Origin of the sequence: Pseudomonas sp. ADPe (assembly GCF_014843515.1) — a bacterium.
GTDB lineage: Bacteria > Pseudomonadota > Gammaproteobacteria > Pseudomonadales > Pseudomonadaceae > Pseudomonas > Pseudomonas citronellolis.
The window spans coordinates 3,000,431-3,013,959 of record NZ_CP062122.1; the positions used below are offsets into that span (position 1 = coordinate 3,000,431).

The window sequence follows — 13,529 nt, forward strand, 5'->3', positions numbered from 1 at the left end:
CTGGTCTACCTCGTTCGCGCGGTTAGCCCCGGTGTCCCTGGGGCAGCCGTGGAAGGCCGGGCACCGAGCTGTCACGAGGCGGTCGTGTCGGTTGTGCAGGATGGAGGATGGCATCGCTCATCGATAGCGGTGCTCTTCCTTTTATAAGTCCGCTGATAGAGAAAGCCAATTTGTTTGATGGCCTAAATCAATGGGCCATCCGGGCTAATAGTGGATAATCTTGCCCACGTCGAATTTCATAACCAATTCGATCAACCCATCTCTACGAGGAATGCCGAATGAACCTGATCAACACCCAAGTCCAACCGTTCAAGGTCAACGCCTTCCACAACGGCAAGTTCATCGAAGTCACCGAGCAGTCCCTGAAGGGCAAGTGGTCGGTCCTGATCTTCATGCCGGCAGCCTTCACCTTCAACTGCCCGACCGAGATCGAAGACGCCGCCAACAACTACGCCGCCTTCCGCGACGCTGGCGCCGAAGTCTACATCGTCACCACCGACACCCACTTCTCCCACAAGGTCTGGCACGAAACCTCCCCGGCCGTGGGCAAGGCCCAGTTCCCGCTGATCGGCGACCCGACCCACCAGCTGACCAACGCCTTCGGCGTGCACATCCCGGAAGAAGGCCTGGCCCTGCGCGGCACCTTCGTGATCAACCCGGAAGGCGTCATCAAAACCGTCGAGATCCACAGCAACGAGATCGCCCGTGACGTGTCCGAGACCCTGCGCAAGCTGAAAGCCGCCCAGTACACCGCCGCTCACCCGGGCGAAGTCTGCCCGGCCAAGTGGAAAGAAGGCGAGAAGACCCTGGCTCCCTCCCTGGACCTGGTCGGCAAGATCTAAGTAACACCCTCCCCCGGCGGACGGCCCCCACAAGGGCCGCCCGTCCTGCCCAAAGCCTACCCGCAAGCGTGCAGGGCGGACGCACAGCGTCCGCCGCGGGAACCCTTTTGCCCGAATTTCGTAGGAGCTGAATTCATGTTGGACGCCAATCTTAAGACCCAGTTGAAGGCCTACCTGGAAAAGGTCACCCAGCCGTTCGAGATAGTCGCGTCCCTCGATGACAGCGACAAATCCCGCGAGCTGAGCGAACTGCTGCACGACATCGTCGGCCTGACCGACAAGATCACCCTGCGCGAAGACGGCAGCGACGAACGCAAGCCGTCCTTCTCGCTGAACCGCCCGGGGGCGGACATCGGCCTGCGTTTCGCCGGTATCCCCATGGGCCACGAATTCACCTCCCTGGTGCTGGCCCTGCTGCAGGTCGGCGGCCACCCGTCCAAGCTCGAGGCCGAAGTCATCGAGCAGGTCAAGGGCATCCAGGGCCGGTTCGAGTTCGAAACCTACTTCTCGCTGTCCTGCCAGAACTGCCCGGACGTGGTCCAGGCGCTGAACCTGATGGCGGTGCTCAACCCCAACATCCGCCACGTCGCCATCGACGGCGCGCTGTTCCAGGACGAGGTGGAAAAGCGCCAGATCATGTCGGTGCCGAGCATCTACCTGAACGGCGAAGTCTTCGGCGCGGGCCGCATGGGCGTGGAGGAAATCCTCGCCAAGATCGACACCGGCGCCGCCGCTCGCGAAGCCGAGAAGCTGGCCGCCAAGGAAGCCTTCGACGTGCTGGTGGTGGGCGGTGGCCCGGCTGGCGCCTCGGCGGCCATCTACGCTGCGCGCAAGGGCATCCGCACCGGCGTCGCCGCCGAGCGCTTCGGCGGCCAGGTGCTGGACACCATGGCCATCGAGAACTTCATCTCGGTGAAAGAGACCGAAGGCCCGAAACTGGCCCGCGCGCTGGAAGAGCACGTGAAGCAGTACGAGGTCGACATCATGAACCTGCAGCGCGCCAGCGCGCTGGTCCCGGCGAAGAATGCCGGCGAGCTGCACGAAGTGAAGTTCGAGGGCGGCGGCAGCCTCAAGGCCAAGACCGTGATCCTCGCCACCGGCGCCCGCTGGCGCGAGATGGGCGTGCCCGGCGAGCAGGAATACAAGGCCAAGGGCGTGTGCTTCTGCCCGCACTGCGACGGCCCGCTGTTCAAGGGCAAGCGCGTGGCGGTGATCGGCGGCGGCAACTCCGGCGTCGAGGCGGCCATCGACCTGGCCGGCATCGTCGCCCACGTGACCCTGCTGGAGTTCGACAGCAAGCTGCGCGCCGACGCCGTGCTGCAACGCAAGCTGTACAGCCTGCCGAACGTGGACGTGATCACCAGCGCGCTGACCAGCGAAGTGAAGGGCGACGGCCAGAAAGTCACCGGCCTGGTCTACAAGGACCGCAACTCGGAAGAGTTCAAGTCGGTGGAGCTGGAGGGCATCTTCGTGCAGATCGGCCTGCTGCCGAACACCGAGTGGCTCAAGGGCAGCGTCGAGCTGACCCCGCGCGGCGAGATCATCGTCGATGCGCGCGGCGAGACTTCGCTGCCGGGTATCTTCGCCGCCGGTGACGTGACTACGGTGCCGTACAAGCAGATCGTGATTGCGGTGGGCGAGGGGGCGAAGGCTTCGTTGTCGGCCTTCGATCACCTGATCCGTAGTTCTGCGCCGGCTTGATGACCTTGCGCTAGTAGAAGCGCCCGGCTCACTTGAGTGAGCTGGGCGTTTTTCTTTTTGGGGTGTTTTGTCTGGGGTCGATGGTGTTCGGGGTTGAGTTGGGTTCCCTCTCCCCAGCCCTCGGCTGCGCGCCCCGCCCTGAAGGGAGAGGGGGCTTGTCCGTGCCGAGAGGGGATTTGCTGTCAGCCGGGTGCTCGGTGCAAGCCGGCTAACGCCGAAGTGTCAGCGCGCTCCGAACGGTCCCCTCTCCCTTCAGGGAGAGGGTTAGGGAGAGGGCAGCGGCATCCCCGCCACACCAGAAACCACCGGCGAACACCTTGTTCGCGAGCAAGCTCGCTCCTACGAAAAGCCTCCAGCCTCTAGCCTCCAGCCCGCAACCTTCAAAGAATCGGCGAAACCAACCGCGCCACCCGCATCCCCAACTGCTGCAACTGCCCGCTGCGCTCCGTGCCCAGCTCCACCGCCTGCTCGAAATCCGCCAGCAGCATGCTCTCCACGTCGCGGGCGAAGGCTTCGTCCACCGTCACCAGCATGATCTCGAAGTTCAGCCGGAACGAGCGGTTGTCCAGGTTGGCGCTGCCCACCGCGGCGCAGTCGTGGTCCACCAGCACCACCTTCTGGTGCAGGAAGCCCGGCTGGTAGCGGTACACCTTCACCCCGGCGCGCACCGCGTCCTGGGCGTAGAGGCTGGAGGCGGCGTAGACGGTGCGGTGGTCCGGGCGCGAGGGCAGCAGGATGCGCACGTCCACGCCGCGCAGCGCGGCCAGGCGCAGGGCCGAGCTGACCGCCTCGTCGGGGATGAAGTACGGGGTGGTTATCCACACCCTTTCGCTGGCCGCGTTGATCATCTCGACGAAGAACAGCGAGCAGGTTTCCTGCTTGTCCGCCGGGCCGCTGGCCAGCACCTGGCAGATCACCCCCTGCTCGTCGTAGCTGTCCGGCAGCAGCAGGGTGGGCAGGGCGTGGGTGGCCCAGAACCAGTCCTCGGCGAAGCACTCCTGCAGGCAGGCCACGGCCGGGCCGCGCAGTTCCACGTGGGTGTCGCGCCAGGGCGACAGCGGCGGCTTCTCGCCCAGGTATTCGACGCCGACGTTGTGCCCGCCGACGAAGCCGCGCAGGCCGTCGACCACCACCACCTTGCGGTGGTTGCGGAAGTTCAGCTGGAAGCGGTTGATCGCCCCGTGGCCGGTGCTGAAGGCCTGCACCTGCACGCCGCCGGCGCGCAGGCGCTCGACGTAGCGCCCGGGCAGGCCGTGGCTGCCGATGGCGTCGTAGAGCAGGAAGACTTCCACGCCGTTGGCCGCGCGCTCCAGCAGCAGCTGCGCCAGGCGCTGGCCGAGGGCGTCGTCGCGGACGATGAAGAACTGCACCAGCACCACCTGCCTGGCCTGGGCGATGGCCTCGAAGATGGCGTCGAAGGTGGCTTTGCCGTTGACCAGCAGGCGCACGTGATTGTTCGCCAGGGTCGGCATGCGCGCCAGCGCGGTCAGGGCCTTGAGCGCCTTGTAGTTCTCCGACTGGCTTGCCGTAAGGGCCTCTTCCACCCAGGGCCGCCAGTCCAGCTCGGCGGCGGCCAGGTGCATCTCCTCGTTGGCCTGGCGCCGCGCGCCTATGTAGGCGTCGAAGCGGCTGCGGCCGAACACCAGGTAGGGCAGCAGGGTGAGCAGCGGCATGAACACCAGGGAAATGGCCCAGGCGATGGCGCCCTGCGCGGTACGCACGGTGAGCACCGCGTGGACGGCGGCGACCACGCCGAGGATCTGGATGGCCACCAGGAAATGGGCGATGTAGGCGGAGTAATGCATGCGCGCGAACGAGTCCTTCTGCCGTGCGTGTTAGCGCAGCTTAGCCTCGCTCGGGGGGCCGCGGCCATCCCGGCAGTTCGCCACGCCAGGTTTCGTAGGCCCTGCCCAGGCGCAGCGCGCTCATGGGGGACTCCGGCGGGGAACCATGGCACGACCCTGGCCTATTGCGGGGGAAAGCGGCGTAGGGCGAATAACGCTCCGCGTTATCCGCCGTTTGGCCTTGGTTGCCGAACGGGGTGGTTCAACCGGGCGGCGGGCTAGGTGATTTGGGAGAAGCCGGTGGTTTGGGGTGTTCTGGCCCACCCGTTGCCCTCTCCCCAGCCCTCTCCCTGAAGGGAGAGGGGGCTTGTTCGTGCCGAGAGGAGGAAGGGTTTCAGCTGGAAACCACAGAGCTGCCGGCTAACTCGGGAATATCCACACGCTCCGAACGGTCCCCTCTCCCTTCAGGGAGAGGGTTAGGGAGAGGGCGCTCTTCAGGATAAGCACCGAAGCTACCGGCAGAACACCGTTCGCGAGCAAGCTCGCTACTACGAAGAGTGAAGAGAGCGAATCAGGGCCTTGGCACCAACGCCGGCAGCAGCTGCCGCGAAATCGCCTCGCGCACCGCCGGCAGCAGCGTCGCGTTGCCGCCCAGCATCTCCTCCACCAGCCGGCGCAGGGCCATGGAGCGTTCGGGGGTGAGGGCGCGCACCGCGTATTCGCAGGCCTGTTCCGCGGTGACGTCCGGCGGAACGGCGAAGCCCAGCGCCTGCAGGCGTTCGCGGAAATCGTCCTGGTCGATCAGGTCGGCGTGCATCATCGCGGAGTCCTCCGTGAGGTTGGGCTTCCCCGGATTCTCGGAACAGCGCCGGCCTGGCGCAAGCACCCGGCCGGCGGAGTGTCCTTCACAGGCAAGAGCAGGTCGTTTTCCGACCGGGACGGCCCGCGACCGGCTTTAGTTCAGGCCCAGCTTGCCGCGCATGGTCGAAAGGTCCTCGGCCAGGGTATTCACCGGCCCGGCCAGGGCCTTGCGGTCCTTGGCGCTGAGCTTGTCGTAGGTCTGGTAGCCGCCGTCCTTGGTCTTGTACTTGGCGAGGATGCCGTCGACCGTGGCGAAGTTCTTCTCCACCTTGGCGACGAAGGCCGGGTCCTGCTTGGCCAGTTGCGGGCGGAACAGCTCGACGATCTTCTTGGCGCCGTCGACGTTGCCCTGGAAGTCGTACAGGTCGGTGTGGCTGTAGCGGTCTTCCTCGCCGCTGACCTTGGTCGCGGCGACTTCCTCCATCAGCGCGGCGGCGCCGCCCACTACCTTCTCCGGCGGGAAGGGCAGGCCTTCCACGCGCTTGCGCAGCTCGTGCACGTCGGCCATCAGCTTGTTGGCCAGCGGGCCCAGGCCTTCGGTGCTGTTCTTGCTGAACAGGCCGTACTCGATGCGGTGGAAGCCGGTGAAGTCCGGGGCGTCGACCTTCTTCTCGTGGTCGTCCTCGCGGGAGTCGATGGCGCTGTCCAGGTCGCTGAACAGCTCGGCCACCGGCTCGATCGACTCATAGAACACGCGGGTCGGCGCGTAGAGCTTCTTCGCCGTGGCCAGGTCGCCCTGCTTCACCGCATCGGTGAACTGCTGGGTGCGCTTGACCAGCTCGTCGAGGTTGTCGGTGACGTAGAGCTTGTAGTCGGCGATGGGGCCGACCAGGTCCAGCGGCGAGCCGGTGGCGGCGAAGGTGGCCAGCGGCGCGGCGAGCAGGCCGAGGCTGAACAGCAGGGCGAGGGAGGTGCGTTTCATGTCCGATGGCTCCAGTGCGTTGTCGTCGTTCAGGCCAGCAGGCTGCGGCCGAGGAAGTCGTCCGGCCCGGTGACCCCCGGCAGGACGAAGAAGTAGCCGCCGCCTTGGGGCTTCAGGTATTCCTCCAGCGGCTCGCCGTTCAGGCGCGTCTGCACGGCGATGAAGCCGCGCGCCAGGTCCGCCTGGTAGCAGATGAACAGCAGGCCCATGTCCAACTGGCCGTTGCTGGCCGCGCCGTTGGAGTAGTTGAACGGCCGGCGCAGGATGAGGTTGGCCTGGCTCTGCGCGGTGCGCGGGTTGGCCAGGCGGATGTGGGCGTCCAGCGGCGTGCGCTTGCCCTCGGTGTCGCGGGCGTAGTCCGGCACGTCGGTTTCCACCCGGCCGTCGTGGGGCGCGCCGCTGGCCTTGATCCGGCCGATGATGCTTTCCTGCTCCTGCAGCGGCGTGCGGTCCCAGCGTTCGACGAAGTTGCGGATGATGCGCACCGCCTGGTAGCTGCCGCCCGCCGTCCAGGCCGGCTCGCCGCTGCCGGGCTGCACCCAGACGATGCGGCGCATGGCCGCCTCGTCGCTGGAGTCGGGGTTGGCCGAGCCGTCGCGGAAGCCCAGGAAGTTGCGCGCGCTCTCGGTGGGCTGGCCGGGGCGGCTGGGCTGCACCGGCACGCTGCCTTCCTGCTTCCAGCGCACCAGCAGCAGGTCCGGGGTGTTCTTCACGATGTCGCGCAGGGCGTGGATGTTGGTGTCCGGGGTGTTGGCGCAGAACTGCAGGCACAGGTCGCCGTGGCAGCGCGCCGGGTCCAGGGCGTCGTTGGGGAAGCCGGCCATGGGTTGCAGGTGGCGTGGCTTGCGCGCCGCCAGGCCGAAGCGCTCGTCGAACAGCGAGTCGCCCACCGAGACGGTGACGGTCAGGTTGTCCGGGATCACCACCGGGCCGAGGATGCCCGAGTCCAGCGGCGGCAGCTTGGGGTCGACCTGCTGCACCGCTCCGCCGGCCATGAGGAAGCGGATGCGCTCGTCGAGCACCCGGAACAGCCGCTCCAGGCCGGCGCGGTCGCTGGCCAGCACGTCGAAGGCGACGATCATCCCGGCCGCCGGGCGCGGCGTGACGATGCCCGGCTGGTGGCGGCCGAACCAGGCGTTGCGCTCCTGGGTGCGTTCGCTGGCCGGCGCGTGGGTGACGGCCGCGGTGTCGGCGGCCCGCGCCGGGCCCGCCAGGCTGGCGCCGGCCAGGGCCATGCCGGCGGCGCCGAGGCCGAGCAGCACGCGGCGGCGTTGGGCGTTGGCGGGGCTGTCGTCGTTACTGTGCATCGGTACTTCCTCGGATCAGGGTTGGGCCAGGCCCAGGGCCGGCGCCACGGCGTCCAGCGCCTCGGCCAGGCGGGCGGCCGCGGCGGCCAGCTGCTGGCGCTGGGCGGCCGTGACCTGGTCGTAGGGCTTGCCGGCCAGTTGCGCGAGGCCGGTGTCGAGCGCCGCGGTGGCGGCGTCCAGGCGCGCGGGCAGTTCGGCGGCCTTGCGTTGCAGCAGCGGGCGCAACAGGTCGATGACCTTGCGCGCGCCTTCCAGGTTGGCGGCGAAGCCGGCCAGGTCGCTGTGGCTGTAGCGTTCCTCGTCGCCGTTCACGCGTTGCTTGGCCAGGTTGCGCAGCAGCCGAGCGGTGTTGCCGGAGAGCTGCTCGGGCGGCAGCGACTGGGCCATGAGGGCGTCCTTCAGGGCGGCGACGTCGGCCTGCAGTTGCGTGGCGACTGGCGCCAGGCCGGCGGTCGAGTCCTGGGCGAACAGGCCGTACTCGATGCGGTGGAAGCCGCCGAAGGCCGGGTCCTGCTCGCGCTGTTCGAAGGCGTCGGCGCGCGGGGCGATGCGGTTGTCCAGCTCGGCCAGGCGCTGGGCGCTGGCGGCGATGCGCTGGTAGGCGGCGCGGCCTTCCAGGTAGTGCGTGCGGGCGGCGCCGAGGTCGTTGGCCGCCAGGGCCTGGCGCAGGGCATCCAGGGCGCGTTGCAGCTGGCGCAGCTGGCCGGCCAGGTAGACGCGGTATTCGGCCAGCGGGGCGACGAAGTCCAGCAGCGGCGAGCGCGCCTGCTGGGCGGCGCTGGCGGCCGCGCTGGGGGTGACGTGCAGGCTGCCGTGGGGGTTGCTGAGCAGGCCGCAGGTGACCTGGTAGTCGCCGGGGGCGAGGTAGGCCGAGAGCGACTGGCTCATGCCCGGGGCGATGTTCTCGCGTTCCTCCACCACCATCACGCCGTCGAGGATTTCCCACTCCACCGCGCGGTCGGAGCGGTTGAGGATGCGGAAGCGCGCCTGCCCGGCCGGCACGCTCAGGGCGTTGGGCTGGCAGCCGTGGGGCAGCACCGTGACCTGCACTTCGTCGTTTTCCAGCTTGGCCTGGTGGGCGTGGCGCGCGGCGTAGTAGAAGGCCGCCGCGGCGAGCACGGCCAGCGCCGCCGAGGCCGCCACCGCGGCGTTGAGCAGCAGGCGGCGGGCGCCCACCGGCGGCTGGGGTTCCGGCAGGCTCATTCGGCGGTGCTCCGGGCAGGGGCCGCGGGGCGCGGCGGCAGGAAGAACAGCGTCAGGCTCAGCGCCAGGTAGGCCAGCCAGGCGCCGAGGGTGCTCAGGGTGGGGCTCTGCTGGTAGCCGAACAGCCCGGCCAGCAGCGAGCCCAGGGCGCCGTCCTCGGGCAGGCTGGCGCCGCTGTCCCACAGGGGCGCCTGCAGCAGGTTCCAGACTCCGGCCTCGTGCAGCGAGCGCACCGCGTTGGCGAGGATGCCGGCGGCCACCACCAGGATGAACAGCCCGGTCCAGCGGAAGAAGCGCGCCAGGTTCAGGCGCACGCCGCCGCTGTAGATGCCGTAGCCCAGGGCCACCGCCAGCGCCAGGCCGAGCAGCGCCCCCAGCGGCGCGCCGGGGCCGTCGCTCTGCTGGAACACGGCGAGCAGGAAGAACACCGTCTCCAGGCCCTCGCGGGCCACGGCGAGGAACACCATAGCGATCAGTGCATAACCCTGGTGGCGGGAGTGGAAGGCCTGGTCCAGCGCGGCCTGCAGCTCGCCCTTGATGGAGCGCGCCATCTTGCGCATCCAGAACACCATGGAGGTCAGGATGGCCACCGCGGCCAGGCCCACCAGGGCTTCGAACAGTTCCTGCTGCTTCTGCGGGAACTCGGCGCTGGCCAGCTCCAGCCCGGCGCCGACGAACAGCGCCAGGGCGGCGGCGAGGAACACCCCGATCCACACCGCCGGCATCCAGTGCGCGCGCCCGGTGCGGCGCAGGTAGCTGGCGATGATGCCGACGATGAGCGCGGCCTCCATGCCCTCGCGGAGCATGATCAGGAAGGGGACCAGCATGGTTTCACCTGGGGCAGGGCCGCGCGGCGCGGGGGTCGGCGGCGGCTGAGAATGCAAACAAGAAGGATTCTCGATGTCGTCGCCTTAAGGATTGCTTAAGGGGCCGTGCCTAGTTTCGTTGCCTGTCCGCGGCGGATACGCGCACGTCGTTTTCGGCAAACCCGAAGTTGGCGAAGCCGCCACACTGGAGCCATGCCGCTGCGGTCGATACCGAAGTAGGTGCTTGTCACACTGGGAGCCTTGACGGCTCGCTTTCGTCCCCTGTCGCGCGTCGGGCGCGGTGGGGGATTTTTTTGTTCGTCCTGGTTGGCTTTTCGTAGGAGCGAGCTTGCTCGCGAACCAGGTCTCCCGGTGGTACTGGCACGCTGGGTTGACTCCGCTCCCTCTCCCCAACCCTCTCCCTGAAGGGAGAGGGGGCTTGTCCGTGCCGAGAGAAGTGATGGTTTCAGCCGGAAACCTTCGGTGTTGCCGGCTGACTCCAGAACATCAGCATCTGCCCAACGGTCCCCTCTCCCTTCAGGGAGAGGGTTAGGGAGAGGGCGTTCTTCAGGATATGCACCGAACCTGACCAGCAGAGCGCCATTCGCGAGCAAGCTCGCTCCTACGAAAAGCGAAAAACCGCCTGCGCTCAATCCAGACGCCGGGCCAGCGCCTCGAACAGTGCCTCGTACAACCTATCCACCTCCGCCAGCTCCCGTGCCCGCAGGCAGCCGTGGACCAACCCCGGGCCGGGAAAATAGTCCACCTCTACCCCATCCCTGCGCAGTCGCTCGGCGTAGCGCCGCCCGTCATCCCGCAACGGATCGAACTCGGCCACACCCACGAATGCTGGCGCCAATCCCGCGAAATCATGGGCCCGCAAAGGCAAGGCGAGAGGCCGATGCCGTTGCAATGGATCAGGCAAATAGGCATCGATGCACGCCCGCATGTCAGCAGCGGACAACAGCGGCGCATCCGCACACTCGACTCGCGAATCCGTAGCCTCGTCACCCAGCGCCGGATAGACCAGCACCTGAACCCGCGGCTGCGGCTCGCCCGCATCGCGCAGGGCCAGGCACAGAGCGGCGGCCAGGTTGCCGCCGGCGCTGTCGCCGGCCACCGCCAGGCGGGTGCGGTCGAGGGGTTCGTCCAGCGCGCCGTCGCGCAGGGCGCGCCAGGCTGCCAGGCTGTCTTGCAAGGCGGCAGGGAAGGGGTGTTCCGGGGCCAGCCGGTAGTCCACCGCCAGCACCAGCAGGCCCAGGCGGGCGGCCAGTTCGGCGCAGAAGAAGGCGTGGGAGTCGAGGTCGCCGAGCATCCAGCCACCGCCGTGGAGGAACAGCACCGCTGCCCAGCCCGTTGCCGGCGGTGTGCCCGCCGGGCGGAACAGGCGCAGCGGCGGCAGGCCGACCAGGGCCAGGTCGCTCACCCGCAGGCCCGGTGGGCGCGGCGGGGTGAAGGCGGCGGCCATGCGCGAGTAGGCCTTGCGCTGCGCCGCCAGTGAGGGATCGGCGCTGGCGAAGGCGCGGGTACGCGCGACGAAGTCCGCCATGCCGGCGGACAGCGGGTACTCGCGCGCCATGCTCAGCCCGGCAGGCCGATCATCCGGCCGACGTGCGCCGGCTGCGGCAGGTCGCGGTGCGCCTCGGCCAGGGCCAGCACGCGCTCCAGCACCACGCCCTCGAAGGGCGCCGAGCGCGGGCCGTCCAGGCTCACGTGCAGCAGCATCTGTTCGCTGGCCGCCAGCGGTTCGTCCTCGCCGGGGCGGTGCAGCGTGTGGTGCACGTGCAGGCGCTTGCGGTCGTGGGCCAGCAGTTGGGTGCGCACTTCCACCGGCTCGCCCTGCTTCACCTCGTGCAGGTAGTTCAGGTGCACCTCCAGGGTGAACAGCGAGTGGCCGCTGGCCTCGCGGCCGGCGCTGTCCAGGCCCAGGTGGTCCATTAGGGCGTCGGTGGCGTAGCTGAAGATCAGCAGGTAGTAGGCGTCGCGCAGGTGGCCGTTGTAGTCGGTCCACTCGGCCAGTACCGGGGTTTCGTAGGTTTTCAGGGTGGGCATGGGTGCGCTTCCGACAGAGCCCCTCTCCCCAGCCCTCTCCCGCAAGCGGGAGAGGGGGCGGTTCGGAGTGGGCGGATAGTCCGAGGTTAATCCACGAAGGCGAAGCCGTGGCGGGCCTTGGTGTCCTTGATGGCGCCGAGCACTGCCAGCAGGCAGTCGTCGCGGTAGCGTTCCAGCTCGGCGATGCTGCGCTTGCCCTGCTGCTCGGTGGTGCCTTCGACCACCTTGTCGATCAGCGATTCGGTCAGTTCCGGCGCCGGCAGGTAGGTCCAGGGCAGTTGCAGGGCCGGGCCGAACTGGGCCATGAAGTGGCGCATCCCGGCGTTGCCGCCGGCCAGGGTGTAGGTCAGGAAGGTGCCCATGAACGACCAGCGCAGGCCGGCGCCGAAGCGGATGGCGTCGTCGATCTCGCCGGTGCTGGCGACGCCGTCGTTGACCAGGTGCAGGGCCTCGCGCCAGAGCGCTTCGAGCAGGCGGTCGGCGATGAAGCCGGGGACTTCCTTGCGCACGTGCAGCGGGCGCATGCCCAGGCTGCGGTAGACCGCGATGGCTGCCTGGATGGCCGCCGGGTCGGTCTTCTGCCCGCCCACCACTTCCACCAGCGGCAGCAGGTACACCGGGTTGAACGGGTGGCCGACCACGCAGCGCCCGGGGTGCGTGGCGTCGGCGTAGAACTCGCTGGGCAGCAGGCCCGAGGTGCTGGAGCCGATCAGCGCGTCGGGCTTGGCGGCGGCGCTGATCCTGGCGTGCAGCTCGCACTTCAGGTCCAGGCGCTCGGGGGCGCTTTCCTGGATGAAGTCGGCGTCGCGCACGCATTCCTCGATGGTGTCGACGAACTTCAGGCGTTCCTGGGATGCGCCGGGCACCAGCCCGGCCTTCTGCAGCGCCGGCCAGGCGTTGGCCACGCGCTGGCGCAGGGCGGCCTCGGCGCCCGGCGCCGGGTCCCAGGCGACCACGTCGAGGCCGTGGGCCAGGGCGCGGGCGATCCAGCCGCTGCCGATGACGCCGCTGCCGAGGGCGGCGAAGGTCTTGATTTCGGTGATGTAGGACATGAAGGGCTCCAGCGGGAAATTTCGTAGGACGTATGCGGTTCCGGGTCAGCGGGGCTTGAGGTTCATCTTCTTGCGCCCCTCGGCCGGGGTCAGGGCGCGGCCGCCGAGGCGTTCGATGATCTCGATGGCGCGTTCCACCAGGCTGCCGTTGCTGGCGTGCACGCCGCGGTCCAGCCAGATGTTGTCTTCCAGGCCCACCCGCACGTTGCCGCCCAGCAGCATGGCCTGGGCGACCATGGGCATCTGCGAGCGGCCGATGCCGAAGCCGGCCCAGGTGATGCCTTCGGGGATGTTGTCGGCCATGGCCTTCATGGTGGTGGTGTCGGCCGGCGCGCCCCACGGGATGCCCAGGCAGATCTGGATCAGCGGGTCTTCCAGCAGGCCTTCCTTGAGCATCTGCTTGGCGAACCACAGGTGGCCGGTATCGAAGATTTCCAGCTCGGCCTTCACCCCCAGTTCGGTGATGCGCTTGGCGCCGGCGCGCAGCTGGGCCGGGGTGGAGACGTAGATGAAGTCGCCGTCGCCGAAGTTCAGGGTGCCGCAGTCCAGGGTGCAGATCTCCGGCAGCAGCGCCTCGACGTGGGCCAGGCGCTCCAGCGGGCCGACCAGGTCGGTGCCGGCGCCGAATTCCAGGGGCTGCTCGCCCTTGCCGATCTCCAGGTCGCCGCCCATGCCGGCGGTGAGGTTGATGATGACGTCGGTGTCGCTTTCGCGGATGCGCTCCACCACTTCGCGGTAGAGGTTCACGTCGCGGCTGGGCTTGCCGGTCTGCGGGTCGCGCACGTGGCAGTGGGCCACGGTGGCGCCGGCCTTGGCCGCCTCGATGGCGGCGGCGGCGATTTCCTTGGGGGTGACGGGGATGGCCGGGTGCTTGCCGACGGTGTCGCCGGCGCCGGTCACCGCGCAGGTGACTATGACTTCATGGTTCACGGTGGCTGTCCTTTCTTTAGGCATGCGGAGTCCCTGCGCGGCGGGCGGGCCGCGCAAGGGTGGGGCGTT

At 68.6% G+C, this 13,529-nt stretch carries 12 protein-coding genes; 2 read left to right on the forward strand and 10 right to left on the reverse strand.

Annotation, left to right across the window (positions count from 1 at the left end; translation table 11 throughout):
- Window positions 1-278: 278 nt before the first annotated feature.
- Both ahpC and ahpF read left to right on the forward strand, forming a co-directional pair.
- Entirely contained in the window at window positions 279-842 is a 564-nt protein-coding gene (gene ahpC / locus IG194_RS13650) for an alkyl hydroperoxide reductase subunit C (protein WP_009614349.1), read from the forward strand.
- Window positions 843-977: 135 nt separating this feature from the next.
- Complete coding sequence (gene ahpF, locus IG194_RS13655; RefSeq protein ID WP_058487972.1) at window positions 978-2,543, forward strand: alkyl hydroperoxide reductase subunit F; 1,566 nt, start codon at window positions 978-980, stop codon at window positions 2,541-2,543.
- 380 nt (window positions 2,544-2,923) lie between these two features.
- Here the strand turns inward: ahpF and cls are convergent, their stop codons facing one another.
- From cls to IG194_RS13705, 10 genes are all read right to left on the reverse strand, one after another.
- Window positions 2,924-4,348: a cardiolipin synthase gene (cls, locus tag IG194_RS13660; RefSeq protein ID WP_009614345.1), complete on the reverse strand. Its 1,425-nt coding sequence runs from the start codon at window positions 4,346-4,348 to the stop codon at window positions 2,924-2,926.
- Window positions 4,349-4,898: 550 nt separating this feature from the next.
- Window positions 4,899-5,147, reverse strand: a complete 249-nt coding sequence (locus IG194_RS13665) for a hypothetical protein (protein WP_009614343.1) — start codon at window positions 5,145-5,147, stop codon at window positions 4,899-4,901.
- A gap of 135 nt (window positions 5,148-5,282) precedes the next feature.
- Window positions 5,283-6,110 (reverse strand): iron uptake system protein EfeO, encoded by an 828-nt coding sequence (gene efeO, locus IG194_RS13670; protein WP_058487973.1) that lies wholly within the window; start codon window positions 6,108-6,110, stop codon window positions 5,283-5,285.
- A gap of 29 nt (window positions 6,111-6,139) precedes the next feature.
- On the reverse strand, window positions 6,140-7,417 hold the full coding sequence (gene efeB / locus IG194_RS13675) for an iron uptake transporter deferrochelatase/peroxidase subunit (protein WP_058487974.1): 1,278 nt from the start codon (window positions 7,415-7,417) through the stop codon (window positions 6,140-6,142).
- A 15-nt stretch (window positions 7,418-7,432) separates the two neighbouring features.
- A complete protein-coding gene (efeO, locus tag IG194_RS13680) occupies window positions 7,433-8,620 on the reverse strand; it encodes an iron uptake system protein EfeO (protein ID WP_064987632.1) in 1,188 nt (395 codons plus the stop codon).
- A complete protein-coding gene (gene efeU, locus IG194_RS13685; protein ID WP_043270199.1) occupies window positions 8,617-9,447 on the reverse strand; it encodes an iron uptake transporter permease EfeU in 831 nt (276 codons plus the stop codon). The genes efeO (IG194_RS13680) and efeU overlap by 4 nt, the downstream gene beginning before the upstream one ends.
- 628 nt (window positions 9,448-10,075) lie before the next feature.
- Entirely contained in the window at window positions 10,076-11,005 is a 930-nt protein-coding gene (locus IG194_RS13690) for an alpha/beta hydrolase (RefSeq protein ID WP_058487976.1), read from the reverse strand.
- A gap of 2 nt (window positions 11,006-11,007) precedes the next feature.
- Window positions 11,008-11,478: a thioesterase family protein gene (locus IG194_RS13695; RefSeq protein WP_058487977.1), complete on the reverse strand. Its 471-nt coding sequence runs from the start codon at window positions 11,476-11,478 to the stop codon at window positions 11,008-11,010.
- Window positions 11,479-11,564: 86 nt separating this feature from the next.
- A complete protein-coding gene (locus tag IG194_RS13700) occupies window positions 11,565-12,530 on the reverse strand; it encodes an L-carnitine dehydrogenase (protein ID WP_058487978.1) in 966 nt (321 codons plus the stop codon).
- 45 nt (window positions 12,531-12,575) lie between these two features.
- On the reverse strand, window positions 12,576-13,460 hold the full coding sequence (locus IG194_RS13705; RefSeq protein WP_058487979.1) for a 3-keto-5-aminohexanoate cleavage protein: 885 nt from the start codon (window positions 13,458-13,460) through the stop codon (window positions 12,576-12,578).
- Window positions 13,461-13,529: the final 69 nt, after the last annotated feature.